A 26,982-nucleotide genomic window follows, 5' to 3' on the forward strand; every position below is an offset into this window, starting at 1 on the left:
GTCGCCACTACGCCTTTCTGTGCGGTAAAGATCCGCATGCTATAGTTCGTGTCCGAGTACTACAGTCGAGGTAAATGGAAGACGGCTCGACCAAATCAGTGAAACGAGAGACTGCCACATACACATTTACCACCATTGCCGACTGCACGGAGCACCCCATCTGGCCAAACGCGGACTTTGCATGCCGCCCCACAATCGTCGCACAGACCGTCTCTTGTTGGCATTTTTTCGAGAGTGCCCATATTCCCTACAAAGAGGGGCCCACATCGGATAAGACTTGGTACCAGATAGCATGATTGGTAGGGCCGTGCTAAATCCGAATGAGGGCGATATTTCTGCCACAGTTCTCGGGGATAGCACGACGCTCTCTATTCACCCCTCATACCGGTCCGTGTAGCTAACTATCGCTGTCTTTGAAGACCGGTATCGTAGATCGCGGAAGACCTCCGTCAAGGCACAGTATTGACCGTATTACTAACTATCTATCATTATATTTATCGCGGTGTGAGGGGGCCAATAGATTTTCAGGAAGACAGCGTTTTGACCAACCACTCACTGCAGAATCTGGCCACGATACTGCAGACCCTGAAAGCAGCTTTGTTGGCCCTTCTTTTCTGGGCCTCGATCTTCTTGCCGGTGATTTACATTCCGCTACTTATTGTTGGGCTTAACACTCCCCAAGAGGCAGTACTCTTCGTCGGGTTACTTGGAATACATCTGCTAACGATACTCTCGGTCCAAGTATTCCATCCGTAACTGCCGACTTCTCGGTTCATGCCGACCCCGACAGCCACTAGCTACTCAGTGGACGGGTCGCACCGAACAAAGCGAGGAGACGAAGACTTGGACGCTCGGACTTACGCTTCCGATTCTTCGAATTGGTCTACGAGGTGAACTGCGATAGGGATCGGGTCTTCTTCGACGAAGCGAGCGACTTCCTCCTCGTCGCGTTCGGCAATGACGGTCAGAATCAACTCAATCTTGTAGGCTTCGACCTTCGGCCAGAGTTTCGACCCGTCGTCTTCTCTTCTGACAGGGTACTGATGGACCCGCTCTTCAGGGATGTCGGCTGCCTCTAGTGCGACTCCGAAGTCGGGAAGCTGCGCCCGGCAGTCTGTACACCAGTCCCCACCTCAGACATGGTACTCCAACTCGTCTCTGCGCTTGCGAAGGGCGTCTACGGTGTCATCGTAGGCGTCTTCCAACCTATACTGGGTTCGGCTCCAACGTCTTAAGTGTCCACTCCTCGCTCATATCACAGAAGTATGGTCACGAGTGGCTTGAACCTCTTGGCCCCGAACTCCGGCGAAACGGGTTTCATAGTTGAAATCAGGAGATGTATCTGCAAGGGGAAGTGGACCGACAGATATGCCCGAACGAGAGATGAATGGCGTTATCATGGAGAAGTACGCCGGTGCTCGACCGCCGGCCTCCGCACCCGCTGTCGACCACTGTGGCGAGGACAAGATCCACCGAAGGGGATCCTTCAGAACCCTAACGATGCGCCAACAGCAGCTAGCGGCGGCTCAAGGGAATGAAGAGAAGACCGGTGAGATAGCATGACTAGCGAGGACAAGATCAACGATGCGTTCGTTGAGAGACTCACGAATACCGTCCAGCGCCTTCAGCGAGAGTCTTACCCGGTAAGCAAATCGCAGCTCTATGGGAAGCTCAACTGGGAAGTCGAGACGCTCGAAGACGCAATTGAGCGGGCGGTTGACGACGGGGTAGTTTACGATGCGAGCGCCGCGGAGTCCGCAAATCCCCTTCTCGCACACCCTGATGAGCCCCTCTCGGGCGATCCCGCCATCGTCGACGCCGAGGCTGTCGCCAAGCACGGCAAGCAAGCTGAATGACTATACGTCGATTATCTCGTAGATATTGGCACGAAACAAGACAGTAGATGCTGATATGTGATTATGTGCTCAGCAGTCATCGCTAGTAGCGGTGAACCGAAATGGCAACCACCGAACCAACAGTAGTCAACGGCGTCGACGTCTCCGCGCTCGAGGGCGCGGTCGAAGCAATTAGTGACGACCCCGAGGTCGGACGATTCACTTTCCGGGCCGAAACAGCGTGGCAGGACGCGCTCAAGTCCGTGACGACGATCGACGAGTTCGACCAAGCAGGCGAGACAATCCACACGCAAGCATTCACGCTACAGGGCGACGAACCCGAACAGATTCTCGGCGAGCGCACCGGGCCAAACGCCGTCGAGCTACTCCTCGGTGCACTCGGGTCCTGTCTGAGCGTCGGCTACGCAGCCAACGCTGCACACATGGGCATCGAGCTCGAGGAGCTCCGCTTCGAGATGAGCGGTGACGTCGATCTCCGCGGGTTCCTCGGCATCTCCGAGGACGTTCGTCCCGGCTACGAATCGCTCACCTGCACGGCCTACGTAACCGCCGATGCAAGCGAGGAAGAACTCGCGGAACTCTGCGAGCGCGTCGAAGCAACCTCGCCACTAATGGACGTGATCATGAACGAGGTTCCGCTCGAAACCCGTCTCGTTGCGGAATAACCCGTTGTTTTTTGTGAGCTGTCGATTCCACGAGCTACCCATAGAGAGAGCTATCACTGTCGTTCACAAGTCGTAGTCCGTCGAACAGATACTTAGCTATCACACCGCATCATCCGGCTCGTGACGGTCGCGCATCCGTTCGGCCTCCGCTGCGTATCGCTCCCGGAGCGACGTGTCGTCGACGGAAGCCAGCTGTTCCTCGTCGACGTCGATTGCGGCCGTAACCGTTGGACCGGGTTGACTCCCAAAGCGGTTGAACGCTCGTTCCTTGCGAAGATAGCGTTGACCGTCTGGCGTCGCGTAGACGACGACGAGGATGTGTGGCGAGTCCGCCGAGAATGTCCGTTCGACCATCCAGACCCGTTCGGTCTCCGCCTCCGGCTGTAATTCTGTGTCGGCCATACCTGACTGTACGCGCTCAACAGCCAATAACCGACAGCCGATTCTCAGCAGATGGGAATCGAAACCCCCGATATCCGCACCAGCTCAGCTACAGAAAGAGCTACGCGTCCGGATGATAGTAGCACTACTATGGCGTCCACTGATGATTCTGACGAGCTAGCGACGATTCAAGACCAGCTGGACGAGCTGACAGCCGTGCTCGCCTACGATGCCGGACTGCCAGTGAGTCAAACCACCGGTGGGCCGCCGTCTGTCGAGACATCGCTTGATTCCTGGGTCAACTCGAAATCCGGGCAGGCAGGGACCGTGTATCTCGTTGACCCTGACGATGGCTCGGTCTCCAGCGAGGAGTACGATTTGATAAATATCGATGGGAGTGGCTGGGTACGGTGTCGGGATGAGACTGATGAGAGCGCCACGGTCAGCTATCCGCCACATCGTGTTCGGCGGATTGAACAGTAGCTCACGTAGCCGTATTCTATGTAGCTCAGGTACCGCCGAACGAATGTGTTGCTCGTGACACACCTTTTTACACTGTTGTATAGTCCTCCTCCATATGGATCCGAGAGATTTTCTCCAGAACGGGACAGTCAGCGTCTCGGACACATATGCAGTCTGCCGGACCGATCACACTCATCCCTGTGCATTTGCGACCATCCAAGACGAGACAGAAACCACGGTGGTCGTCGAGCAGGATACCGTCGAGACGGTCGATGCCAATGAGATTGAGTCGGGGTGGACACGACTGACTTTCGAGATGGACCTCCCGTTCGAGCTCGTTGGCTTTCTGGCGGCGGTCACAGTGGTAACAGCGCGGAAGCCCACGGCTTCAGCCGTGGGAGGAAGCGCGTAAGCCACACTCCGTAAACCACCGAAACAGTACTGCTTACTCTCCCACGCTGTTCATAATTATTAATAAATAATAGACACTACTGTGACACAGATGGCGTGGGAGCTGACTCGAACAGTTCGCGTCTGCCTTGACGTACCCGATGACCGCAAGAGCGATCTCCACGCCACCAACACCAAATTCCAATACTGCGCCAACCGCACCGCAGACTGGGCATGGCGCTATCCTAACGAGGACTGCGTGACCAGTAAAAGCGAAGCCGAAGCCGCCATCTACGACGATCTCCGCGACGAAACAGACTACTTGCACGCGAACCTCGTGCAGAAAGCCATCAAACGCGCCACCGACGACATCGACAACTGCGTTGACAGGCTTGCTGACGGCGAAAACACCAGCAAACCACAGTACGATACGTTCAGCATCGTCTACGACAAGCGAGCCGCCACGTACCACCGTGACAGGGTTAGCCTCGCCACCGTCAACGGTCGGGTCGAATGCGAGTACGACCTACCCGAGAATCCCGACGGTACGCCCCACGGCAAGTATTTGCTGAACGAGGACTATTCCTTCGCAACCAGTGCCGTCCACTACGACAGTGAAAGCAACGAGTTCTACTTGCACGCGACGATGGAACGGGAACTTGCCGTGACCAGTCCTGAGAAAGCCGAGGATTCGAACGTCCTCGGCGTGGACTGTAACATCGATGACCACATCGCCGTCACCAGCACAGGGAGGTTCATCGGCAACGCTGACTCCCTCAACCATCAGCGGCGCGAATTTGAAAAGCGGCGTGCCAGCCTGCAACAGACAGGCACGCGAAGTGCCCACCTAACCTTCCAGCGTATCGGTACCAAGTTCGGACGCTGGAGTGAAGACTACCTCCACCAGTGTTCGAAAGCAATCGTGGCGGAAGCTTGTCGCCATGAGTGTACGCATATAGCATTCGAGAACTTGGAACGGATTCGAGAGCGTCTCAGCGACGAGAAGAAGTTCCAACAGTGGGCATTCAACGCGCTGCAAACGATTGTTGAGTACAAGGCCGAAGAGTACGGTCTCGTGGTGGACACAGTGAATCCGCAGTACACGAGTCAACAATGCTCGAAGTGCGGGTGTACGTTGGAGGAGAACCGCGACGGCCAGCATTTCGAGTGCCTTGAGTGTAGGTACACGACGAACGCGGATTACAACGCCGCGAAAAACATAGCGCGAAAGCTTGCGTTGCAGATCCAGCGGGGGCAGAAGTCCCCTGCTGGAGGGGTGTTCTGTCAGTACGCCCTGAAGTCAGGGAGCATGACCGTGAGCGCTACTGAAGTGGCGTCCGACACACCCGTGTCGGTAGAACGAGAGTCCACTGACAAACCCACCCCTTTAGGGGTGGGTAGCTGACGAGTCGCTATACGCGTCAAGGAGGTCCCATTCCTCGCGCATCAGTTCTCGAACACCATGTTCGAGGATTCCCTCACCGAGTGCAGTGGCTTGATAGTACGAGTAAAGACTGTCGCTGTCGGGCGTCTTCCGTTTTCGATTCTCGACGAGTCCCACGTCGACGAGGGTGTCAAGATGGTAATGCAGCGTGTTCGACGGAAGGTCGAGTTCCTGTGCAAGCTCTTTCGCACTCTGTGCTCCCTGTTCGGTGAGGAAATGGAGAATCCGAAACCGGGTTTCGTTCCCGATCGCTCGCTGCATGTCCAGATACGCTTCGAGCGAGAGCAGACTCTGCTCCGGCAGGAGGCCGGCCAGATCATCTCTATCAGCAGACGAGCGCTCGGTTTCGGCCATACATGCTAGTCACACAGGCAAATGCATAAGTGGTCGCTGACTCAGCATTCGCAGAAAAGTAGCTTATTTATTCTGCCATCACCGACCCCGCAAGACTCGCCAGCTCCCTCCTCGAAAGCGGTTCAATCCCAACCCGCTCACCTTCGGCAGTATAGAATAGACTCGCCGTCACCGCTCGATCACCGAACCACTCGTCTAACACGTGGTAGTACACACTGAGCTGTTTCCGATACTCCTCCTCACCATGCCGCCCGAGATCGGTCTTGAAATCAACAATCTCCACTATCCCGTCCCGAATATGTACGAGATCCACGATTCCTGAAATTGTCACCTGCTCACCATCGACAGTCACTGGCAGATACATATCTTCCTCCAGCCGCAATTCCCCATCGAGTGAATCAAGCAACGCCGCAACGTTGCGCTCATCGTCGTTCGACGGCGCCACATCTTTCCCAAGCGCATACTGCTCGGCGAACTCGTGTGTTTGTGTGCCAAACTCCGTCCCACGCCCACCCTCACCCGCTTCGAATACATCGTCTCGCATCAACGTATGCGGTGAGTGACCGACTGGACCGTCTGGTGTTGGCACCGATATCTGCAGGTTCGCCTGTGTTGTTCCACCACCGCGCTCCGTATCGACGTCAGGCACCACCGACTCGATCTCGACAGGCAACTTCTCAAGAAACGTATTCGGCGTCTCACCGGCGGTAAAGACGAGATGACTCTCCGCACGCGTCATCGCCACATAGAGCAACCGCCGTTCCTCGTCATACCCACGTGGCAGACACGTTCGGAGGACGTCGGTCCGCCAGTTGTCGTAGATGTGGGGATGCCCATGATCCTCGCCGAAGACGTTCCGCTGGCGTATCCCGATCGGTTCATCGAAGGTAATCGTTCCACTCTCTCCACCGGAGGGCGGGAAACGGCGCTCGTTCATGTTCGCGAGCACAACGATAGGATGTTCGAGGCCCTTCGCGGCGTGAATCGTCTGGACCGTCACCGAGTTCACGCCCGCACTAGCATGGACCTCTTGGGTCTGGCCACTCTCGATGCCACGTTCGATAAAGCGAATGAGCTCTCCCCGTGTCACCGTCGTCGTACTGTGTAGTGACTGAATCGTCGTCAACAACACATCAGCCGTCGCTCCATCATACCCGTACCGAGTACACACCCGCTTGGCGACCGCACCGACCGTCTCCAAGGCCTCTAGTTCTGTCTTGAACGTCTGCATGTTGGACGGATAGTCCTCGGTTTCTAGGTACTGCTGTACTTCGTCCAGCGTGTAGCCAGCTTCCTCAAGGACGACTGCCCACCCACGCTCCGCGTCGGACTCGAGAATGCGCAACCAGGCTAACAACAACTTCGCAGGATCGGTTCGGAACAACTCAATCCCACCCTCGTATGCCATCGGCACCGCGTAGTCCTCGGCAGTAGCCAGCAGCTCCCGGCCGAAATCACGCGTTCGAGTGAGCACGGCGATATCACCGTACTCCGGACACCGCAACTCACCGTCGTCCGCTTCGACCTGATAGTCCTCGTTGCCGACAATCTCCTGCAGTTTCGTCAGGACCGCCTCGTGTTCGTCCTCGTGACTGAACGCCTCGATCTGAGAGTTCTCGTACTCTGCATTCGAGGCAAGCGACACCATCCGTTCCTGCACCGCTTCACCATCGACCACGTCCGAACTCGCTGCGGGCGTCACCAGACTGTGTTCGGCAAAATCCAGAATCGCCTGTGTCGAGCGATAGTTCTCGATCAGTTCGATGTCGGTGATTGGCTGGGCCTCCCACGCGACTCGCTCGTGATCTGCGTTCAGCTCCGCAACGAACCGATCTAGCCGCGCCTCGAACTCGGTAATGTTCTCGACAGCTGCATACTGAAATGAGTAGATGCTCTGTTTCCAGTCCCCGACGACACAGACATTGTTCGTGTCGGCGAGTAGCAGCGCGAGCTTGAACTGGATCTCGCTAGAGTCTTGGAACTCGTCGACCATCGTGTACTCGTAGGCGATCGATTCTCGGAGCTGGTGGTCCTCACACAACAGCACGAACGCGAACAACTGGAGGAAGCCGAAGTTCAGGTAGTTCCGACTGAGCGCGAACTCGAGATACTCGTAATAGACGTCGTGGACGAACTGCTGCAACGCCGCACGATCTTCGTCGAACACCTGCTGGGCCACAGACGCAGGCACTTGCTTCGTGCCCCGCTCGCCACGAAGGTCAGCCTTCGCCGGCGCCTCCGGCCGGTAACATTTATCTCGCCCGTAGCTGCCGAGCTTCGAGCGCAGCCGGGACTGCTTGCTCCCGCCATTTCGGGGTTGATTCAGCTCGTCGAATCGGTCTTGAAACGCCGCAAAGTCTCCATCCAGATGCTGTTCACCGTTTCGATACCAGCCCTCCGTCGTCGGAAACACGCCCTTCGCGGCGAGTTGATTGAGCAAACCGAGGAGCTCGTCGGGCTCTGTGACCGCCCGAAACAGATCGTCGTACTCGGGATGAGCATCGCTGAACTGCCGAATGAACTCACGGAACTGTGCCTGCTCGACGTTTTCATCCTCAAGGATGCGCGTCGACCCGGTGATCCGGTCGTCGATGCCCAAATGTGTTGGCGCCTCGAAGCCGTGTTCCATGAGGATGTCGTGACAGAGACTATGGAACGTCTGAATCGGGGCCTCGGAAAGATCACGCATCCCGTACTCACAGTGGCCGACGATGCGCTCTTTCATCTCCGTCGCGGCGTTGTTCGTAAACGTCACCAGCAAGACGTCTGCAGGCTCGACATCGTTCTGCCCAACGATCTCAGCGTACCGGCGCGTGACAGTGAAGGTCTTTCCAGTTCCGGCCCCAGCGTCGACAACATGCAGTCCGTCGGTACTGTCGATCAGGCGCTGTTGTTGGTCGTTCGGTGACGTCATCGTGAGCCCTCCTCCAAGAGACAGTCCCGGTGATCGACGTACCGATAGTTCGGCTCGCCGCCGGCCCCCTCTACGGGGAACCGTTCGTCACCGTCACGACGAGCATTCAATTCAGCAAGCCGATCTTCGACGAACGCCTCGAAGGCATCCACATCGTCGGTGAAGTAGTTCTGAGTACGGATTCGGAGCAAGTGCCGTAGTGCCTGCTCACACCCGTTCCTCACATATTTGTAGTCGCCGACCACCTCCTGCATGCGCTCGATGAGCGCTTGCCCGAATGAGGAAGCAATGAGTTCGTCGCTATCACGTGTCGCTGGGAACGCTTCGGCCTCGAGCACAGCCTGATACGTCTCGTAGCCTACCTTCGAGAAGGTCTTATTGCAGTCGTTCGCCGCGTCTTCCTGTAACTCCGTAAAGACGGCCGGCCGCTGGATATACGCCTCGTAACTGCAGGGATAATACGAAACCGTCGTCAGACAGTCATCCAGTGACGCGTCGCCAGCCACGAGCTCGTCGAGCGTCTCCAAGAAATGGAAGAACGTGAACTGAAGTTCCTCGTCGGGTTGCTCAGTGCGATAGTGAGCTAGATACAGCAGTGCCTGAAAATTCGGCGTGTCACTTGGCGGGTCGAGTGCCGAATTTTTGACCACCGAGTAAGCGGACTTCTTGGCTCCGCTCTTGTAATCGAGGAGCTGGGTCGGGCCGTGGACAAGGTCGAGCTTGCCCTTGAGGCTAATCTCGTCGTTCTCGAACCAGCACTCAGTATGTGGTGTCTCGACTGGCCGGTCATAGTACTCCGCAAAGAAGTTCTCTCCCCAGCCACCGTCGGCGGTGAGAAATGCCGTGCCCTGTGGTGGGTTCTCGTCGAGATACTCGACGATCGTCTGGAGCCCCAGCCGGTATTCGGTGCGCCGAACGTCTCGATCCACACGCCGCAGGAACGGCTCGACTTCCTCGAGCATGACGTCCGCAACTGCATCAAGCTCGTCCTCTGTAACGACGTCCGGGTGTGCTACGTAAAACTCCGCAAAGTCGTGGAAGAGATTTCCCTCCACGAAGTGGTCTTTGTCGGGTCCATCAACTAGACGACTATAGAAGTAATCGCGAGGCGAGTTGACGTAACTACTGAGACTCGATTGGCTGATCAGCTCGACTGAGTCCGTCGAGACATCGATGGCTTCTGTCTCGAACCCATCTTGGCTCGATCGAGATGTCCGTGAGTACGAAATTGACTCGAGATCGCTGAACCGCTCGAAGGACTCGTCGAACAGCTTCTCGAAATAGAGACACGGCGTGACTGGCGTTCCGCCAGCAGTGTCCTGAACGAGATAATACTGGTCGACGCCATTCTGCAGCAGTAACTGGAACTGCCGAATATTTCGTTCGAACTCCTGGTCACTATCGACCCATGGCCGGCGGGGCGAGGAGTGGGTCCAGTCCTCGTCGACACCAAGATAGAAGACAATGGGCCGGTCGACATGAGCGGCCGATTTAGCATCCGCGAGTAGGACTCCATCGTTCTCCCGATCCATCGGGACGTCGTAGGTCCGGAGATAGAATTCGAGGCGGTCGACCGCCGCCTCGGTGACATAGTCATCTAGAATTCCGAGGGTCGCAAGTTCATCGCGGAACGCGTCGAGTTGGCTATCCGTAATATCCTCATAGGCATCGATGGCTGCATCGAACGTCGTAGTGCTGATCCCATGCCTGAATTCTAATAGCCACTCGGCGGCTGGGTCGTCAAGATCCACAAGCCGCTTCTCATCGTGTTCAATGCCGATCGACAGTCCCAGCTGGGTCAATACTGGTCTAACGTCACTCACCGGCGTCTCGTCGCCCGCATGAGCACTCCGAAGCAGTTGGAGAAAGGCTCGATGGTCTGACTCGTCGGTAAAGCCCGGTCCACCATAGTAGGGAATGTCGGCAGCTTCGAGCGCTGATTCAACAAGTGCAGAGTAATTGCTGGACGCGTCAAGCACAACCCCGACCTCATCGGCGTTGTCCGTCGTGACGGTCTCGAGCAGCGTGTCCACGATCGCGGCTGGCGAGTCGAGAATGCGGAAGGGTGGGTGGTCGAATGCCTCGTCCGTGAATGGATCGATGGTCTCGTATTCAGCTGGTAGAATCGAACGCTCAAGTTCGGTAAACTGCTGGTATCCCACAACGGCAACAGACGGCTCAGCATCGATTTCGTACTCGGTGAGGCGACGTGATGTCGTATCCATGTCGGCGATACACTCAACCGCGGTGCGAGTCGCAGGCGTGTCGAACGCCTCGTACTCCAAGATCGCATCGACAGTGCCCTGGTACTCCCAGCACTGGAGGATATTCCCGACGACATAGGACGCTTCCTTCCAGCTCAGCGCTGTCTGTTCGATGACCTCGAGAAACGCCAGCCGATCCTCGGCTGCTTCCCGTCGTTGCGCAGCCAGCCGGCGTGGAGTAATCGCAAACGGGCCGAAATGTGGTTTGTCGAGGTGGCGATTCAAGGCACTCGCCAATGGGGCATCAGGGACGAGAACGAGATCGAAGTCCTTGCAGTCCGTATACAGTGTGTCAAGAGATTTTGCCCGCGTAATAGACATATCCTGGCGAATGTAAGTAATGCGTAAAAATGTAATGCTGGTAATATCCTGATGAAAGTAAAGGAGATACTGCAGGACCTGTGGCTGAACCACTCGCGTGTTGGCCTGAGACCTATCTGCTGCAACTCAGACCTGCTCGAGAGCCCCGTCAACAGTTAGTGGGACCTCCTCACCACTCACACCGAACCTCTGGAACCAACTCTCGTGCATTTCTCGCTTGAGCGTTATTCTGATTTCGGCATGTGGATTACTCTCTACGAAGTTTTGAAGCGACTCGTCACTCTCCCAGGCAGCAACTGCCCAAAATTTCTTCTGGGCTAGCTTGGCACGCAGCGCATAGCCAACTAGCCCATCCGACTCTGCAAGCTGTGTTTCGATCGCCCGAGTATGCCAGAGAACCTTTGGTACTGTCCGGTATCGCGATGGGTGCAGATACCCGACGACGCCTTGGAGTTCGGCTTCCGGGTCCGGTTCGATGAAGGATTGCCACGTGAAATCCATGGTGTTAGTTAACATATAACGCAATCCGAGATAGCCTTTCCGTTATTGCTCTACAGAGATGGTTGTGAGAGGTACAGAGCCGTCGGTGACGATAATGGTAGTTCGTGGAGCCGATTGCTGAAGTCGATCTTCCTGGTCAGCGATCCAGTTCTGCCGAGTTTTAAAGGTTGAAACAAAGCCCGTAGAGTAAGAGATGTCTGGTCAGTATTGTCTGCCATAGCGGTAAACTTACTCGTCACCTTCCAATTCGGTAGTATACTCTGGGTTTGTTTGCAGCGTCGAGAATGAGACATAGCGATGTCCCTGTACGAAGGCAACGGTCCGGTTGGAGTCACTGGCCGTCTTATTGTTCGTAACTGGGCGGTCGATCTCGATATCATCATCGAGGAAGATGACCTTCTCAGTCTCGCCATGCCGCTCTGATCCATCTTCCTGAAATTGTGTGACTGCAGCAAGCAGTTGCTCTCGCTGTGTCTCTGAAAGATCTGCGTGATTCCGAACTGTGTTTTCGGTAAGTTCGATACTCTCGATCGCATCCATTACTTCTGGGACAGCCGTTTTGATTTCACCGTCAGTGTAAAAGGCAAGATGGGAAACGGGTTTGAACGATCGATTCGGCTGGCAGAAGTAGAGTCCATGCTCTTGATACTCGGGCCAGGCCTTACGCGCAGCGACGACTAACACTCGGTCTGCTTTGCCACTCACGAGGTCTTCATCATAGAGAAAGCGGCTGAGCTCGCGTAGCAGGAACGCTTCTCGTTCTGTGGGGACGGACATGCTCGCCTCGACAGTCCCGACATCTCGCTCAAGCACCGTCTCAATAGTATCGATAAGCATATCGAAATTGGTCCACACGATCCGCTCATCATCGACTACTGCGACCTCATCGGGACATCGCCCGTCAGGAGTCAACACGAGCAGACGCTGTAGTTCTGCTGCATCCTCATTAAGCGCCTGTAGATGATTGTCGAGTTGTGCTCTGTCGACGGCATCACGACTCGTCTTTGTCTCAAACCAGAGGGCAGTCGAGCTCCTGATAGCAGCATCTGGGACTGAGTCTGTGCCAGCTACCTGATTATCGAACGAGACGAGTGAGAGATCTGATTCGTCGGTTAATGCTTCCAAGATATCTTCCGCTAATTGGTTGTTGATGTGCTCAAGGACAGCAACGATAGTCGATGTGACTCTGTTCTCACCCTGTGTGTATGTCGAAAAGAGTGGGTTTGGCATGCATCTGAATATAAATGGCCATCCCAAAAACAGTAGGGCCATTCAAGCGATTGTCACTCAGACAATCCATTCTTCCACTGGGGTTCTGGAGTGTGAGTGACAGGATAGGCCCGTAAAACACAGATCAGCTGAGTCGCTCTAATACACTGACTATTGGATCATGAACTCAGCAGCAGACCGGTTTGAAGACCGCAGAGAATACTGTTCATGGATCAGGCAGTTCTAGTTGGGGTATAAGTCAACTCAGAAACCACATCCAGATGGAACTGATGAATGAAGCCGGCGTATATGATCCAGACTGGGCAGACTTAGAGTGGTCCCCGTGGCTCCAGCTTGATGCCGACGGCGACGAATTATCGACGCTGTCAACGGACGCGGGCCTCTATCGAGTCCGCCACGACGCCTACGAAGGGCTCATTTACATCGGCGAGACAGGACGCAGTCTCCGAGGACGAATCCGCTCGCTGATTCGGAACGTCTTCGAGACTGAGATGCCCTATAGCGATCCACATACTGCTTCACCAAGTCTCTGGGCGATCGTCGATCAGCATGGCCCAGGCTTCGAAATCTCAGGGGCCACACCGCCAGCAGCCACTGATAAGCAGCAACGAAAAGCAATCGAAGATGCGCTGATCGCACTTCATCGACGAGAGACCCGTACAAATCTAATCGGGAATTTCGGGCGGATGCCACCCGGCTACAGCAAATCGAAACAACGCAGCGCAGGCATTCGAGGCAATCGAACCGATGCAAATCAGCGTAGCTTTCAGGACGGAATTGACCCACTCACATGGGAAAACCCGGATGGACTTACCGACGCGGACTGGATGGGTCTGTCCTGGTCGACACCCACACGCCTTAGTGAACTCGACAGTACCGTCCCCGCAGAAGTGGCCTCTATCGACTCTGGGATCCCGATGCTGTGCCACCACTCGAATACATTGGTGAATCAGTCACGCTTAGCGATCGCCTGCGTCGTCACAAACGCAATCGTGACCCGAACCTCGCTGTATCCTACACGACTCCGGAAGCCTTCACTGAGAAATTTCAGTTGAGCCAAGCCGAATCGACGCTTCTCGGCGCCCACTGGCTGGCCTGTGGAATGGCGCCCCGCGATCAATATTAGCTGTCAGAGACCCAGCCAATAGACTTGTTCTCACTACACGTGCAGATAATGCCATACGAGGCAGTGGACCCGACGCTGTCATACGAATATTCCACGAACTTTACGTGACTACAAGCAACTGGTAACTTAGTGACAAACGACCGCCGGATGACCACCGACCGCTTCTACGGCGGTGTAACAAATCGATTAGACAATCTTCGCGCTTGCTTGGCGTATATCCACGAAAACTCGCCGACCCGCGAAAATCTCACGCAGTGGGTGATCGACAATACCCGCGCATCAAGCCCCGAGGCCATCGACCACCACCTGGCTTTCCTCGATGCGATCGACCTCATCCAACTCGATACAACGGCCTGTGAGTTAGCTTACTACGGCGAGCAGTGGCTCGACGATCAAGACCGTGCGACACTCTACGCTGCCCTCTCAGAGGGCGTCAAAGGCTTCGATACGCTCCTCCAGGCTCTCGCTGAGGAACCTCGCACTGACACTGACCTGATGGACATCCTCGTCAGCGAATTCGAAGAGGCGAAAATGACCAAACCCGGGCCGGCGATCCGCCATCGCGAGTGGCTCCAAGTTCTGGGCTATGCCAAGCGCGAGGGTGACACGACGTATCTCACCGACGCCGGTCGCGATGCGCTCGGAGAACAATACACCGGAGTGTACCACGCCACACACAGCCCGCCACCGGGCGTCGAGATCGGCGATCAGCTTACACAGGCGGATATCGAGACTATCTTCGACACGGGCTTTGGCTATCAAATCTCGGGCATCAACCCTCGCCGAGATGCGAGTGACAACCAGTATTTGCTCGTGTTTGCGACCGAGGACGGCCCCTACAATGATACCGTTACACAGGGCCAGTTCAAGTATATCGGTGAAGGTCTAGAGGGTGACCAGAGTACAAATTCACCCGGCAATTCCGTGCTCATCGATGCCATCGAGACGGATATCCCAGTCCATTTCTTCTACCAGGCGACCGATGCCACTGGCTGGGCCTATCAGGGGCTTGTCGACGTCCTCGAGTGGGAGTTTGAACCCCGTGATGGCCGAGAAGTGCTCGTTTTCACCATGGCCCATCAGGAGAGTACCAGAAGCGAGTGGACGACAGCTGTACGCGAACAACTCCAGCAGTATCATGACCTACACAACTCCGAGAGAGTCACTCTAGACGAGATCTATGACTTTGTAGCCGACGATCTCACACAGCAGTTCCCGGATAATGATGACGTCCGTGCGAAGATCCATCAACAACTCCAGATCCTCCGAGACCAGGGTGACGTCGAATTGCTCGACGATGCTAGGACGTATCGCCTCACGTTCGAGCCCGACGTCGAGACTGTCGAGACAGAGCTCCAAGCCAAGCTGGAGACAGAGCCACAGCTTACAAGCGACAATGAAGAGTTCACTGAACAGAAACACCGTGTCCGTGACCAGGCGTTCGCTCGGCTCGTGAAAGCCGCCTACGATAATCGCTGTGCAATCTGTGATCGCCGTCGAGAAACACCAGCAGGGACGCCTGAAGTTGAGGCGGCACATATCTACCCGAAAAGTGAGCAGGGAGCTGATGACCCACGCAATGGGCTAGCCTTGTGCAAACTCCACCACTGGGCCTTCGACACTGGGTGGCTCGCGATTAGCGATGACTATACCATCGTAGTCGCCGACGCTCCAGAGCGAGATGGCTATCACGAGTTCAAGCAACTCGAAGGGACACCACTCAGTCTGCCAGCGAACGAGGCAATGGTGCCCCATCGACTGTTTCTCGAACACCATCGCGAGTTGTGGAACTTCTGAGCTAGCACAGCACTACACACCACTAGCTCCCAAAAGAGACGTTCAGTAGAGCGGTGTCTCTGGAAACGAGAGTTAGAAGGAGAGCTTCCCTTCGAACCGACGAGCCACCCATTCATGTGACAATACCTGGGCCAATCCGATCCTCAGTCGAACTTGATCACTGGCTTGATGATCCCTTCCTCCTTGCTATCCATGAGGTGGAACCCCTCGTCGATCTCGTCGAAGGCAAACTCGTGGGTGGTCATCCGCGTTGGGTCAACTTTCTTGGTTTCGAGCAGTCGCAACAGTCGCTGAAGCCGAAGGCGACCACCAGGACAGAGTGAGGTTACGATATCTTTCTCGGCCATCCCGACGCCCCATGCCTCCCGAGGGATATCCACGTATTCACCGTCACCGTGATAGCCGACATTCGAGATTACACCACCGGGTTTGGTGACCTCGATACAGTTCTGGAATGTCGTGTTCGACCCTAACGCCTCGATGGCCGCGTCAACTCCTTCACCGTCCGTAAGATCCATGATCGCTTCGACCGTGTCTACCTCGGTGTAATCGACGATCTCGTCCGCGCCGTAGAACTCGGCGAATTCCTGGCGTTTCGGAACATTCTCCACGGCGATGATCTGCCCTGCACCCTGGAGAGCTGCCCCTTGCGTCGCCATGAGCCCGACCGGGCCTTGGGCGAACACCGCGACGGTTCCCCCGACAGGGATGTCCGCTCGTTCGGCCGCTCTGAAGCCGGTACTCATCATGTCTGTGACGTACGCCGCAGCCTCGTCGCTGACGGAGTCCGGGATCAGAGCCATGTTCGCATCCGCGTCGTTAACGTGGAAGTAGTCGGCGAACACGCCATCCTTGACGTTCGCGAATTTCCACCCACCAAGCGCTTGTTCGGACTGTGAGGGGTGACCGTCTTGGGCGGCCAATGACCCCCAGTCCGGCGTGATCGCACCGACAGCAACCCGATCGCCCGGTTCGAAGATTTCGACTGCCTCACCGACCTCTTCGACGATTCCGACGGCCTCGTGGCCGAGTGTGATATCCTCGCGCTCTCCAATGGCACCGTGGACCGTGTGAACATCTGAGGTGCAGACGAGGCCCAGTGTCGGCTGAACGATCGCGTCGTTCGGCCCCGCCTCAGGTCGGTTCTTCTCGACGAACCCTGTCTCTCCAATCGAACGCATCACGTATGCTTGCATGATCGAACAGTAGGAACTGACGAGAGCAAGACACTTGGTAACATAGACGGCATTCTACTCAGCTCTCTAGCAGGTATGGGCGATTTCAGAGTCAAAAACGGACCTCACACTGTCAAGACTTCACCATACTTCACTTGGCCCGATAGCCTCGCTCATTGAGAGCGGGCCTTGTCCGTGAACTCGACCTCGAACCCGTTCGGATGGACGTCGAAACGGAATGATGGGTATTGTGTATGTGCACAAATGCAGCACCACGAACCCGAGTAGGACGATGGCCCCGTTGCTCCCCTAGCTGAAGAGATTATCCCGCTTGACCACTGTAGGTTCTCTATGCAGTGGTTCGAGCAGTTAGTGAACGCCTCGGAAAGCGAGGATGTGTGGATCAGGGTCCAGAGCTTAGAGGGGCAAGCGGCGTGACCGAAGCCCCCCTCCCGGCCGAACATCTCTCGCCGCTCGCCACACTCGTCGAGGAGGTACTCGCAGACGTCGGCTACGAAATGCCGGCAGCCACCGACGCCATCAACGACGCTGTCCCCGGCCACGGCGGTCTCTTCGACCCAAATACCTCTTCGTCCGAGTTGCGTCGCGCAATCGAAGATCTGCCTGCGTCGGGACTCACTCGCCCACCCGTTCCTGATCCGGCCGACGATACGTTTGTCCTCTACGTCGACGGCAGTTCACGGGGCAACCCCGGCCCAGCGGGCGCTGGCGCTGTCATTATGGACGCCGAAGAGACCCAACTCGCCCGCTTGAGCCGCCCCGTTGGTTCCCGGACAGGAAACAACACCGCCGAGTACGTCGCCCTCCAGCTCGGACTTGCCGAATTATTGGCTCGCTACGAGCCACGCAAACTGGAAGTCCGCATCGACTCGATGACGGTCATCCACGACGTCTGGGAAGGGGATGACCCGACGATTCCGGGTGTCGAAACGTATAGTGGGGCCGTTGCGACAGCACTGTCGAATATCCCCGACCACCAGTACACGCATCTGGCTGACAGCGATCCCAACCCTGCCGACGCACTGGCAACAGTCGGAGCAGATATCGCGGCACTCGGCCCTGGGTAGGGCAGAGATCAATCGAAATTCGAATTGTCCGTTCTATCGACAACCGAGAATTCTACTGTTGGAACTGCTATCCGACCTCGCAAGTTACTCTTCGGTGAGTGAGTTGACTACGATTCGCGTAGCTTCAAGAAGTGCGTCAAGTTTTTCTTCGTTGATCTGGGTAACACACAGCTGCTCTCTCTCGTAGTCTATCACCCCTGCCTCATCGAATATCGGCAAGTGAACGTGGTGAAAGTCGGCAAGCAGATCGGCCTCGGACGGCGCGGGCTCGCTTGCCTGCTCCTGAAACTGCAGAATGAGCTCTCGACAATAGAATGGGCTCTCTGCTTCCAGAAGGAGTTCGAGCACTCGAATCCGTTGTTCGTCCTGAAACAGGTCGAATGCCGTGAGCGCTAGCTGAGTTGTACTGGTTCCCGGCATTACCAGTCACCGCCCCGAAACAGTCGCTTGAGGACAGAACGACCAAATGATTGAGTCACCGAGTCCCCGAATCCGTTGGTTCCTCTTTGCGAATATCGCTCGTTCGTGAACTGACACTGCATACCCGAGAGAAATTGAAAGAAGGAATTGAAGGTTAGTACGGCAGTATCGTTACAATCAATACTACCGTTCGAGATGACTCCTGTACGCCACCCTCTCTGAGCGATACTAACGACAGATCCCTTCAAAGATACCAATGGATTTCCCAGACAACGTCCATATTATGCCGTTTGGATTCGAGCAAGACCGTATCGTCGAAACTGCTCGACAGTCAAACGCCGATAAAGTGATTCTGCTCGATTGGCTCGATGGCATCGAGCGGCCACCGTTCCACAACGACGTTCGAGAAGCCCTCGCCAAGAGTCCTATCGAGAGCGCTGAAATCGAGTGCGATATCTTCGATCTCTACGAGACGATTGCGACCATCTCGGAGTTGATCATTGCCGAACACGACGCGGGGAACACAGTCTACGTCAATCTCGCGACCGGGAGCAAAATCACCGCCATTGGCGGGATGATCGCCTGTATGGTCACTGGTGTCGCAGAGCCATACTACGTCCGGGCGGAAACGTATTCGACGGGCGACGAGCCCATCGGACATGGGATCGAAAAGAAAATCGATCTCCCGAAATATCCAATTGCAAAACCTGATCCACAGCGAATCGAGATTCTGGGGTATCTTGTCGACGAAGCTGAAGCTACTCGCGAGGGCATCTCCTACTCCGTCCGAAAGAAGGACCTCATCGAATTTGGTTTGGAACAGGAGCTGCCATTTGCCGCTCACTACGACGGCGATTCCTACAACGGATACTATCGTCGGCTCGAAAATCACGTTCTAGAACCGCTACAGGAGAAAGGGTATATCGAGATCGGCAAGCGTGGGCGACAAAAAATCGTCAAACCCACCGAACTCGGTAAGCAATCGTACGTCGCGTTTCAGTACGTGCACGCCGAGAGGACATAGACGTACGCTTCGCTACTGGTCCGAGATACGGACCTAGATACAAAACATGAATTGAGCAATTCGTCGGAAGTCGTTGAGACGGACGATGAGGTCAACTACAAGAGTGAGGATCCTGAGCGTCAACCTGTTTGCAGACAAAGTGAGGGCAGACAGAGATTGACCGCGAACTAGCGATTAATATTGGGGCGCAAACGCCATCGCATCGGCCTCGAATGAATACTGGGAGATTCCGGCATCCTCACAAACCGCAGACAGAGACTCGGGCGAAACGTACGAATCCTCAAGTTCGTCGTCGAGGTGATGCTGGAAAACTACAGTGACGTCGTCCTTGTCCACCGTAGCGACGACAGCGAGGTCAGGATCACTATAGTCGGGCTTGATTACATAGTCACCAGGGGTAAAGGGGTGTTCAGCGTGCTGCAGGTTCGTATGCTTGTACGTGTAGAGTTTGATATCCTGGTCGTCACAGTACGACGCGAGTTTTGCAGGATGAATCTCTCGCCAGTTGCTGGGCCCATCATCAAGCATATTCGGGAACGCGACACTCACTGCTTCCCCATCCATTTCCTGGCCATAGAGTGTCGCGTTCTTTTCCGGTGGGAGAACTTCAACAACGACAGCTGTGGAAGCATCGTTATCGCCCACCTTGATGACGCGATCACCAGGGCGGAACGGGTTCTCGGGTTTCTGGTTCAGATGGGCTGTGTTCGGCCCAAGATCGTGCAGTTCGTTCATTGGCCGTGCAGCCAGATGAGCGAGTTTCTCTGGCTCCTCGCCGGAGTACTGTTCCTGTGTCTGAACTTTTGACGTGAGAGTCTCAGTGCGCTCCCAGCCAAGTAAAATGAGCGCATCCTCATTGTCACGGTGCCAGACGAGCACTACGATGTCGTCGTCGGGGTCCTTCTCAAGCAGCGAGGCAGGACGAAATGCAGAGACGTCTCGGGAAGTTTTGACGTCGACGGTATAGTCAAACACCTCAAAATCGTGCCCAGAAAAGCTCTCGGGGTTACACCGCCGCATCGCTTCCTCGTTTTGCCAGTGCCACATCTCCACGGGGAGGTACTCACGGCAGAACTGCTCGAAGGCGAGTTCGCCTAGATTTCCAATACGTCTGGCGTCAAGATCGTCGGCGCCCTGAATGATCGCTTGGTGGTGGGCACGTTCCCGGTCGATCTCGTCAGGCGTATAGAGATACACAATCCAACATATCTATAAAATATATAATAGTTCTTTCGTGTCTTGAGTGTCGTTACCTGTGAGAAGCGAGTCCCGTTGCATCGGACCATTGTCAACAGATCCGCAATCGCGGTGCTATTCTATACCGTAGCCATCCGTCTGTGGAGTTGACGTCTCCCACGAGGACTCCTTAGTAGCTGGTCGTGGCGGGGCGTCGTAATCTGGCATCGATGGCTGGTCACCGGGAACCGGCTGGTCGCGCCAATTACCGGTGGGAAAATCGCCGACCTGAGCCTGCTGTTCGAGCGCCGCAAAGATGTCAGTCACCGTCTCACTCCCCTCAGGCCTAGCCCTTTCGATGTCGGTCGGCAGGCTCGTCGTGAACGTATTGTCGTGAAAATGGTTCCCCTCACCGGCAGGTTGTCCGAGTGCAAGATCTGCTTCTTGGGACTTTTCAACGCGATTGTCGCGAATCTCGTTGTCCGACGGTTCGACGATATGTGGCTGGACGACGATCCCAAACCGATCGTGATCGCGCACGTGATTCTCAGCAACGATGTTCTCGGAGCCACCCCACAGTAGGATTCCCACCCCGAGTAACGGGTATGCCGGGAGGGCTGGTGCATCCGGATTGTTGTTCGCGTATACTTGGTTGTCGACGATACAGGAGCCACGCTGGGGCGGATCCGCCTGGTCAAGCGTATTCGGGAAGATGCCCACTTTGTTGTGACGCCAGACGGACTCACTGACGGTCAGTGGCCCGCCAGTACTCGTCCCTGAGTAGCCAATCGCATTGTGCTCGGCAACAACATCGGTGACCACAGCATCATAAGGACGATTACGACCGAGGTAGAACCCGGCATCGGGATGCCCCGACGCGTAGCTATGTTCGAATCGGCCGTCTCGGGCATCATAGGCGTAGATTCCGTAATAGCCATTATTGTATGCGGTTAGGAAGCTGCCACGGAACCCGTTGACGCCGGTCCAGTAGAACGCTGTCCCGCGATAATGTCGAGCAGTCAGGTTCTCGAGAGCGACGCCATCAGATCCCACCTCGATAGCAGTGCCCCGTTTGAACTCTCCATCCAGAACAACTGCATTCCGGTCGCGTCCTCGCACCGTTACATTCGGTGTCGACACGGTGAGTGTCTCTGGATACGTGCCTGGAGCCACCAAAACGAGATCACCAGCTTCAGCAGCGTCGATGCCAGCCTGTATCGTTGGATATTCGTCGGGTACCCGATGGGTAGCAGACTCACGCCGCCCACGGGTTGTCGTGGCTGTGGAGTCAGTGACATCGCCAGTCTCGTTCGTGCTGCTGGTCTGTTCTCCACTGTCTCCCCCTGGTGGCGTCATGCCACACCCGGCTATTCCGGCGATGCCGAGGCTACTTGCCATCCGGAGCACGTGACGTCTCGACACCGGGCTCATGGTCACTGAATTCACAAGCAGGCTACTTAGTCAGTCGCTCCGTTCAGCGATAGTTCGCGGTTACTCTGGGTGAATCAGTCTCCCAGCGGCGATTCATCTTCAAAAGAGTCCCTGAAAAGTGTGATAGCTCGGCGTGGAGGAATCTACAGGCGGAACAGACAAAGTGCTTCAGGACCGTCGGAGACAGCGGAACCGTCTCGTGCTGACGAAGCGCACTACTATGCCCGGAAATACTTGTATGGATGGGCAGTAGCACTACTATGACTGACGACGATCCACCAGTGCGGCACTGCACCCTCCCCGAACCAACAGATATCAAGGATACACTCGAACGAGTTGGTATCGAACATCTGGATGTCGACGACGAGCGAACAGTCGTCATCTACCAACAAGCGATTCTCAAGGTTACCGCGACAGATGGCCAAATAGCCGCAGCTCAGGAAGTCGACGTCGAACTCTGGGAAGCAGCGCCAGGCTCGACAGCGGCGGACCAAGACTCGCTCCTTACGGCGTTCGCCGACGAACTGGGAGCGGCCAAGACAACCCAGTAAGCAAACACGGCTTCACACCAGCCACTGAGCAACAGTCCATCGACGGGCACCTCGGCGTCGAGAACCCGGCACGAGAGCGTCAGTCGGGCTCGTACGGATCCGTCGCTGTCTCGAGGCGATAGACATCGTCTGCGACATCGAAGTCGTCATCGAACGCATACAGATAGCCCAGGCCCTCGGTCTGCATATATGCGATCAGACAGGCATCGACGAACGAGAGTGGTTCGTACTGCCGGAATAACGCTTTCCCGTCGCGAGGGGACCAACAGAGAGCGACTCGATGTGAAAGCGTGCGTTCTCCTCAATCCGATCGAGCAAGTCCACAGCAGCGTCGTGTCCGGCGTGGGTCGTGAGCCCGTTGAGCGTCTCCGCAAGCACGTAATCGAGGACGACTGCCTCCGGAAGCGAACCATCGTCGATGCCACGGAGTATCGGGAGTGCCGCGTCGTGGGCACTATCTCGTTGATACGCTGCCGCAAAGAGGACGGGCGTCTCAATCAGTGCGCGGGGCATTTACTCAACGTTAATGCCCTAGGCGTCGTAGCCGGTCGTCACGTCGGTCGCCTCGTCACCATCGTATCCGTCGAACTCGGCAAACGTGCCCGACCGCTGTTGAATGACCCATACCCGAACACTGCCGTCGTCTTCGACCTGCCACCGGAGCTGGTCTCCGTCGTCGATGTCAAGTTCACGCCGAATGCGCGCTGGGATATTCGCTTGGTTGCCCGAAACTTTACTTTCAGCGTCGATTCGGTCACTACTCATATGACACAGTAAGCGGCAGAGACTGAAAAGAGAGTGCGTCGTCACATTACTCGGCTGTACCCGCCTCTACACTGTGAATGGCACGCTCCCAAACAAGGAATCCCGGCACCCTCTTAACGATGGATCGGTCAGCGTCAATATGCGTCGTCGATCTTTTTGCCGACAGCTCTTTCATGCCAGTCTGTGCCCCCTCCCTCTACTACTGATGGATTCACGCGGTGGTCGGCATGGTTCATCATTCGTCTATCTTTCCGCGCTCTGTTTCACCTGCATTACCCACTCGATACCATCGAATTCACCGAGCAAACGCGCTGACTTCTCGTTGTACTCGCTATCTCGATACGCCCGGTTCACGTCTACCATTGTGTCGAACTAGCCGGAGCTGATGACTCTCGAGATCTCGTTCACACCTGCCGACGCGTATCCACTAGTCGCGAAACGATGTATCACCGAACTTCGGAAGATGCAGACGAACGCCGAACTGAACGAGGCGGACCCGACAGCTATCTGGAAGCATCTGTTCTGAGGGTCGCACTGAACACGACGAATGCCCCGAGGCTCGGCCTCGGGAATGAGCTCACTATACAGTGTACAAACCATTTCAATGACATCTGTCTGACGTAGATATTTGTATCTTCGATATGGATACAGTATCTGTATATGGCATCATTGCAACGGGCAGCAACATACGTAGAGAAGGGTGGCGTTGGGAAAACGACCAGTGCCGCCCACATCGCCGTTGCTGCACACAATATGGGCCACGAGGTCCTGCTCGTCGACCTCGCGGGGACACAGAACGACTTAGCCACACAGTTTGGCCTCTCCATCGTTGAGAGAGATAGCGATACCGATAGCAGTGTCTCGATCGACGCGCCGATCTCGGCTGTCTTCGGTGACGATTGGGAATTCCTGCGAGACAACATCGACGACCTCCTCGACCGGATGACGTTCTCAACCGACGAAGGGCCGGACCTTATTCCGGCAGACCCAGGACTGGGCGGTGCCGACAACAACCTCGCGAACGTCCCACTCGAAGAACGCTACCAGAAACTCGATGAGTTCGTTGACGACCTCGTCGCCGAGCAGTACGACCTCGTCATCTTCGACCTCCCCGGGAAGGAAGATAACATCGCCCTCAACGGTCTCTTCGCTGCCCGGAACGTGGTTGCCCCACTGAAGCCCGGTGCCTTCGAGCGTGACCAGTTACAGAAACTGGATGCAACGCTGGACGAGATCAGTGCTGACCTCAACGTGGATCTCGGCCTGGCGCTGATCATCCCCACGATTATCAGCAGTCAAGAAACCCTTTCAGAATCGTTCGTTGCACACGTATCCGAAGAATATCCAGGGATCGTCGGTGAGCCCGTTACAAAGACTGCCGATATCGGCAACAACCAGAACGCTGGCCGGACGCTCTACGCCGTTCCTGACGACGAACTCTATGCGACCGGGAAGCGGGCCCGTGAGGCGTACAGTGCGAACACTGAGCAGTTACTTTCACAACTCACAGACCGATGAGCGACACTAGTGACGACCGTGATCCCGAAGCACTACTCGAACAGTCCAAAGAACAGAAGCGCCATCGTAGCCAACCCCAACAGAATAACGAGGCTGAGTCTCAGGGTCCGCCGCTGGAGGAGTACATCGCCGATGTCTACGACGAGCTCGACGCTGGTGAAGTACCGACGAACCTGACCATGCGGGACCGGAATCTCGCAGCACTAATTCGTGGCCTCGACGAGGCGGGCCAACTCGATGCTGTCGGTGCCGATGTTCGCGACCACCTGGACAGAGATGCTGCCGATTCAGAAAGTCGGGGATCAGTTCTGGGTCTCCTTGTCCGAGTAGGACTCAACGAGGTTCGCCCCGATCTTATCGAAGCGGGCGAAGCAGGGTACGAGACGTTCACTGAACGCCAAGAAACACAGTTTTGAGCCGCCGTTTTTGCGTCGTAAATTGCCTCAAGGTCACGTGGTTCGAGAGAGCAACGCTCTTTCGATAGTACGAGACGGCTCCGTTGTCTCGGACGATACTCGGCTGTTCCGTCTGGAGAGCGCAAGCCTACAGCGTTCTTCTCGCTTCATGACTTGTATACATATCTCGTATCTGTATCCAGTATCTAGACTATGGATCTGTATCTTGAATCTGACTAGTATATAGGGTTCTGTATCAACGTTGTACATATTGGTGACGAATCCCTGGGATAGATCTGTATTTTGTATCTAAATTCTGTATCCATCTCACGTATCCGCATCTAGAATCCTGATTTCAGATTTGTATTAGATATCGCGATTCCGTATCCATACTGCATATCCGAATAGACGATTCGTCTTCCGATTACAGAAGAGTCTCAGATGGCGTCAGATACCTCGAAGAGAGGATATTATTCCGCGATCACAACCATATAAAGAACACTATCCAGTGCAGTTCAGCAAGTAGCAATGTCAAGATACAGTAAATCACTACTCGTCGGAGAGGATCTCGTCAGTGATCTCGGCGACTTCTCCGGCTTTGATATCTGCATACATCTCCGACGTGGTACTGGGGTCTTTGTGCCGGAGTGCTTTCTGTGCCGCCTCATGGCCATGCCCTTTGTATAGCGCTTTGCCGATTCCCCGCCGAGCTCCGTGTGGCTTCAGATACTCGTGTTCTCCTTCAATGTCTATACTGCCCTCGGAACACAGACGCTGGAGGATGTTCCGAACTGTAGTAGTCGTGATGCTCGGTGGTTGGAGATTATTCTCCGCGAGATACTCATCGAGTGGTTCATCATCGCCACGGTCACCGTCGGCCCGATTTTCGAGCGACGCGAGCGTTGGCCGATGTCCTGTTGGGAACACTGGCCAGTCGTCTGTAGGCGGTTGCTGGACGCATTTCAGTTGTTCGAGGGCAGTATGGGCCATCGGTGGATACTGAGCGGACTCTATCTCCTGAGATTTCCCAAGGACAGTCAGTCGGTTTTCCTCTGGATCTAAGTCCGACCAGTGGAGACCATCGCGGCGGTCGTCACTTGGATCGCGGAACAGTTCAGCACTCCTCGCACCTGTGTACGCGAGCAGGTAGACGATCGCACGGTCACGAACTGGACGACTGGCATCTAGCCCGTCGTCATCGATAGCCGCGTGTGCTTGTTCATCGACGTAGGCGACGAGCTGGTGTCGTTCGTGCTCCGACCACGTCTGTTCGTCGCTGTTATCGACGCCAAGACTTTGTTCTGGGAGTTCTTGCACGACGTGTTGCTGTTTGGCTGGGTTCTCGGCGAGATAGCTCCACTCGACACAGTAGGAGAGAAATGATCGGACATAGCTGTAGTATTGATGTGCAGTTTTGCCTGTAATGCCATCCTCACCGTCGGGATCATTGACTCGTGCACGGACACGCTGCGAGAGATACTGCGCCCACTTTCCAAGGAGTTGGTCGGAGACGTCGTCAACGTTCTCAACACCGCGGTCGTTGGCCCAGGAAAGCCAGTCGCCGACAACTCTATCGAGTTCTCCCGCGTATCTGCCTCCAGTTCCTTTTCGGCGCGAGTTCACAAACTGCTGCTTGGCCTCTTCGAGGGTCTGAACCCTGGAAGCAGCGCCGTTCTGAGTCTGGTCCATATTCTATGCTTCCCGTAGGGCGTCCACCCACTAGAAACTACTTGC

The 26,982-nt window shown here is 55.7% G+C and carries 26 protein-coding genes and 3 pseudogenes; 15 read left to right on the forward strand and 14 right to left on the reverse strand.

Annotated elements, in window-relative coordinates:
• Window positions 1–504: 504 nt before the first annotated feature.
• A complete protein-coding gene (locus EGH23_RS27515; protein ID WP_483867126.1) occupies window positions 505–756 on the forward strand; it encodes a DUF8028 family protein in 252 nt (83 codons plus the stop codon).
• Window positions 757–857: 101 nt separating this feature from the next.
• Here EGH23_RS27515 and EGH23_RS27270 read toward each other — a convergent pair.
• Window positions 858–1,254 (reverse strand): annotated as a pseudogene (locus EGH23_RS27270) (thioredoxin).
• Between the two features lie 114 nt (window positions 1,255–1,368).
• Here EGH23_RS27270 and EGH23_RS19445 point away from each other — a divergent pair.
• The 3 genes from EGH23_RS19445 to EGH23_RS19455 all read left to right on the forward strand — a co-directional run bounded on the left by EGH23_RS19445 (window position 1,369) and on the right by EGH23_RS19455 (window position 2,521).
• The gene (locus EGH23_RS19445) at window positions 1,369–1,563 is read left to right on the forward strand and encodes a hypothetical protein (RefSeq protein ID WP_220581649.1); all 195 of its coding nucleotides are present in this window, start codon (window positions 1,369–1,371) and stop codon (window positions 1,561–1,563) included.
• On the forward strand, window positions 1,560–1,856 hold the full coding sequence (locus EGH23_RS19450) for a hypothetical protein (protein ID WP_220581650.1): 297 nt from the start codon (window positions 1,560–1,562) through the stop codon (window positions 1,854–1,856). The genes EGH23_RS19445 and EGH23_RS19450 overlap by 4 nt, the downstream gene beginning before the upstream one ends.
• A gap of 101 nt (window positions 1,857–1,957) precedes the next feature.
• Window positions 1,958–2,521: an OsmC family protein gene (locus EGH23_RS19455; RefSeq protein WP_220581651.1), complete on the forward strand. Its 564-nt coding sequence runs from the start codon at window positions 1,958–1,960 to the stop codon at window positions 2,519–2,521.
• Between the two features lie 99 nt (window positions 2,522–2,620).
• Here EGH23_RS19455 and EGH23_RS19460 read toward each other — a convergent pair whose 3' ends face one another.
• A complete protein-coding gene (locus tag EGH23_RS19460) occupies window positions 2,621–2,923 on the reverse strand; it encodes a DUF7967 family protein (protein ID WP_220581652.1) in 303 nt (100 codons plus the stop codon).
• A 129-nt stretch (window positions 2,924–3,052) separates the two neighbouring features.
• Between EGH23_RS19460 and EGH23_RS19465 the strand changes: the two genes are divergently transcribed.
• From EGH23_RS19465 to EGH23_RS19475, 3 genes and pseudogenes are all read left to right on the forward strand, one after another.
• Window positions 3,053–3,385, forward strand: a complete 333-nt coding sequence (locus EGH23_RS19465; protein ID WP_220581653.1) for a hypothetical protein — start codon at window positions 3,053–3,055, stop codon at window positions 3,383–3,385.
• Window positions 3,386–3,479: 94 nt separating this feature from the next.
• Window positions 3,480–3,737 (forward strand): annotated as a pseudogene (locus EGH23_RS19470) (ACT domain-containing protein); the annotation flags it as partial.
• Window positions 3,738–3,866: 129 nt separating this feature from the next.
• Window positions 3,867–5,159 carry an RNA-guided endonuclease InsQ/TnpB family protein gene (locus tag EGH23_RS19475; protein ID WP_220581655.1) on the forward strand — a complete coding sequence of 431 codons (1,293 nt, stop codon included), beginning with the start codon at window positions 3,867–3,869 and terminating at the stop codon, window positions 5,157–5,159.
• Here EGH23_RS19475 and EGH23_RS19480 read toward each other — a convergent pair.
• The 5 genes from EGH23_RS19480 to EGH23_RS19500 form a co-directional block, all read right to left on the reverse strand.
• Window positions 5,142–5,552 carry an ArsR/SmtB family transcription factor gene (locus EGH23_RS19480; protein WP_220581656.1) on the reverse strand — a complete coding sequence of 137 codons (411 nt, stop codon included), beginning with the start codon at window positions 5,550–5,552 and terminating at the stop codon, window positions 5,142–5,144. The two genes, EGH23_RS19475 and EGH23_RS19480, sit on opposite strands and share 18 nt — an antisense overlap.
• 67 nt (window positions 5,553–5,619) lie before the next feature.
• Window positions 5,620–8,466, reverse strand: coding sequence for a UvrD-helicase domain-containing protein (locus EGH23_RS19485; RefSeq protein WP_220581657.1), 2,847 nt, complete (start codon window positions 8,464–8,466; stop codon window positions 5,620–5,622).
• Window positions 8,463–11,051: a PD-(D/E)XK nuclease family protein gene (locus EGH23_RS19490; protein WP_220581658.1), complete on the reverse strand. Its 2,589-nt coding sequence runs from the start codon at window positions 11,049–11,051 to the stop codon at window positions 8,463–8,465. Before EGH23_RS19490 ends, EGH23_RS19485 begins: the two co-directional genes overlap by 4 nt.
• A 126-nt stretch (window positions 11,052–11,177) precedes the next feature.
• Window positions 11,178–11,552: a hypothetical protein gene (locus EGH23_RS19495; protein WP_220581659.1), complete on the reverse strand. Its 375-nt coding sequence runs from the start codon at window positions 11,550–11,552 to the stop codon at window positions 11,178–11,180.
• Between the two features lie 228 nt (window positions 11,553–11,780).
• Window positions 11,781–12,782 carry a hypothetical protein gene (locus EGH23_RS19500; RefSeq protein WP_236044954.1) on the reverse strand — a complete coding sequence of 334 codons (1,002 nt, stop codon included), beginning with the start codon at window positions 12,780–12,782 and terminating at the stop codon, window positions 11,781–11,783.
• Window positions 12,783–13,042: 260 nt separating this feature from the next.
• Here EGH23_RS19500 and EGH23_RS19505 point away from each other — a divergent pair, with 260 nt between their 5' ends.
• On the forward strand, window positions 13,043–13,837 hold the full coding sequence (locus EGH23_RS19505; protein WP_220581660.1) for a GIY-YIG nuclease family protein: 795 nt from the start codon (window positions 13,043–13,045) through the stop codon (window positions 13,835–13,837).
• Between the two features lie 200 nt (window positions 13,838–14,037).
• The gene (locus EGH23_RS27095; protein WP_220581661.1) at window positions 14,038–15,705 is read left to right on the forward strand and encodes an SRA domain-containing endonuclease; all 1,668 of its coding nucleotides are present in this window, start codon (window positions 14,038–14,040) and stop codon (window positions 15,703–15,705) included.
• A gap of 143 nt (window positions 15,706–15,848) precedes the next feature.
• Here EGH23_RS27095 and EGH23_RS19515 read toward each other — a convergent pair whose 3' ends face one another.
• The gene (locus tag EGH23_RS19515; RefSeq protein WP_220581662.1) at window positions 15,849–16,901 is read right to left on the reverse strand and encodes an NAD(P)-dependent alcohol dehydrogenase; all 1,053 of its coding nucleotides are present in this window, start codon (window positions 16,899–16,901) and stop codon (window positions 15,849–15,851) included.
• A 413-nt stretch (window positions 16,902–17,314) separates the two neighbouring features.
• On the opposite strand from EGH23_RS19515, the gene EGH23_RS19520 reads away from it, so the two are divergent.
• Window positions 17,315–17,968 carry a ribonuclease HI family protein gene (locus tag EGH23_RS19520; RefSeq protein WP_220581712.1) on the forward strand — a complete coding sequence of 218 codons (654 nt, stop codon included), beginning with the start codon at window positions 17,315–17,317 and terminating at the stop codon, window positions 17,966–17,968.
• Window positions 17,969–18,052: 84 nt separating this feature from the next.
• Here EGH23_RS19520 and EGH23_RS19525 read toward each other — a convergent pair whose 3' ends face one another.
• A complete protein-coding gene (locus EGH23_RS19525; RefSeq protein ID WP_220581663.1) occupies window positions 18,053–18,388 on the reverse strand; it encodes a DUF7344 domain-containing protein in 336 nt (111 codons plus the stop codon).
• A 256-nt stretch (window positions 18,389–18,644) separates the two neighbouring features.
• Here EGH23_RS19525 and EGH23_RS19530 point away from each other — a divergent pair, with 256 nt between their 5' ends.
• Window positions 18,645–19,412: an HFX_2341 family transcriptional regulator domain-containing protein gene (locus EGH23_RS19530; RefSeq protein WP_220581664.1), complete on the forward strand. Its 768-nt coding sequence runs from the start codon at window positions 18,645–18,647 to the stop codon at window positions 19,410–19,412.
• Between the two features lie 174 nt (window positions 19,413–19,586).
• On the opposite strand, the gene EGH23_RS19535 is transcribed toward EGH23_RS19530, so the two are convergent.
• Window positions 19,587–20,609, reverse strand: coding sequence for a DUF7961 domain-containing protein (locus EGH23_RS19535; RefSeq protein WP_220581665.1), 1,023 nt, complete (start codon window positions 20,607–20,609; stop codon window positions 19,587–19,589).
• A 114-nt stretch (window positions 20,610–20,723) separates the two neighbouring features.
• Window positions 20,724–21,986, reverse strand: a complete 1,263-nt coding sequence (locus EGH23_RS19540) for a right-handed parallel beta-helix repeat-containing protein (protein WP_220581666.1) — start codon at window positions 21,984–21,986, stop codon at window positions 20,724–20,726.
• A 293-nt stretch (window positions 21,987–22,279) separates the two neighbouring features.
• Here EGH23_RS19540 and EGH23_RS19545 point away from each other — a divergent pair, with 293 nt between their 5' ends.
• The gene (locus EGH23_RS19545; RefSeq protein WP_220581667.1) at window positions 22,280–22,570 is read left to right on the forward strand and encodes a hypothetical protein; all 291 of its coding nucleotides are present in this window, start codon (window positions 22,280–22,282) and stop codon (window positions 22,568–22,570) included.
• 79 nt (window positions 22,571–22,649) lie between these two features.
• Here EGH23_RS19545 and EGH23_RS19550 read toward each other — a convergent pair.
• A pseudogene (locus tag EGH23_RS19550) lies at window positions 22,650–23,083 on the reverse strand (PIN domain-containing protein).
• Window positions 23,084–23,101: 18 nt separating this feature from the next.
• Window positions 23,102–23,335, reverse strand: a complete 234-nt coding sequence (locus tag EGH23_RS19555; protein ID WP_220581668.1) for an AbrB/MazE/SpoVT family DNA-binding domain-containing protein — start codon at window positions 23,333–23,335, stop codon at window positions 23,102–23,104.
• A gap of 385 nt (window positions 23,336–23,720) precedes the next feature.
• Between EGH23_RS19555 and EGH23_RS19560 the strand changes: the two genes are divergently transcribed.
• The 3 genes from EGH23_RS19560 to EGH23_RS19570 all read left to right on the forward strand — a co-directional run bounded on the left by EGH23_RS19560 (window position 23,721) and on the right by EGH23_RS19570 (window position 25,269).
• Window positions 23,721–23,861 carry a hypothetical protein gene (locus EGH23_RS19560; RefSeq protein WP_220581669.1) on the forward strand — a complete coding sequence of 47 codons (141 nt, stop codon included), beginning with the start codon at window positions 23,721–23,723 and terminating at the stop codon, window positions 23,859–23,861.
• 134 nt (window positions 23,862–23,995) lie between these two features.
• Entirely contained in the window at window positions 23,996–24,853 is an 858-nt protein-coding gene (locus tag EGH23_RS19565; protein ID WP_220581670.1) for a ParA family protein, read from the forward strand.
• Entirely contained in the window at window positions 24,850–25,269 is a 420-nt protein-coding gene (locus tag EGH23_RS19570) for a DUF8115 family protein (RefSeq protein WP_220581671.1), read from the forward strand. Before EGH23_RS19565 ends, EGH23_RS19570 begins: the two co-directional genes overlap by 4 nt.
• 528 nt (window positions 25,270–25,797) lie before the next feature.
• Here the strand turns inward: EGH23_RS19570 and EGH23_RS19575 are convergent.
• Window positions 25,798–26,937 (reverse strand): tyrosine-type recombinase/integrase, encoded by a 1,140-nt coding sequence (locus EGH23_RS19575; RefSeq protein ID WP_220581672.1) that lies wholly within the window; start codon window positions 26,935–26,937, stop codon window positions 25,798–25,800.
• Between the last annotated feature and the right edge of the window lie 45 nt (window positions 26,938–26,982).

It is taken from the genome of Haloarcula nitratireducens, assembly GCF_019599505.1.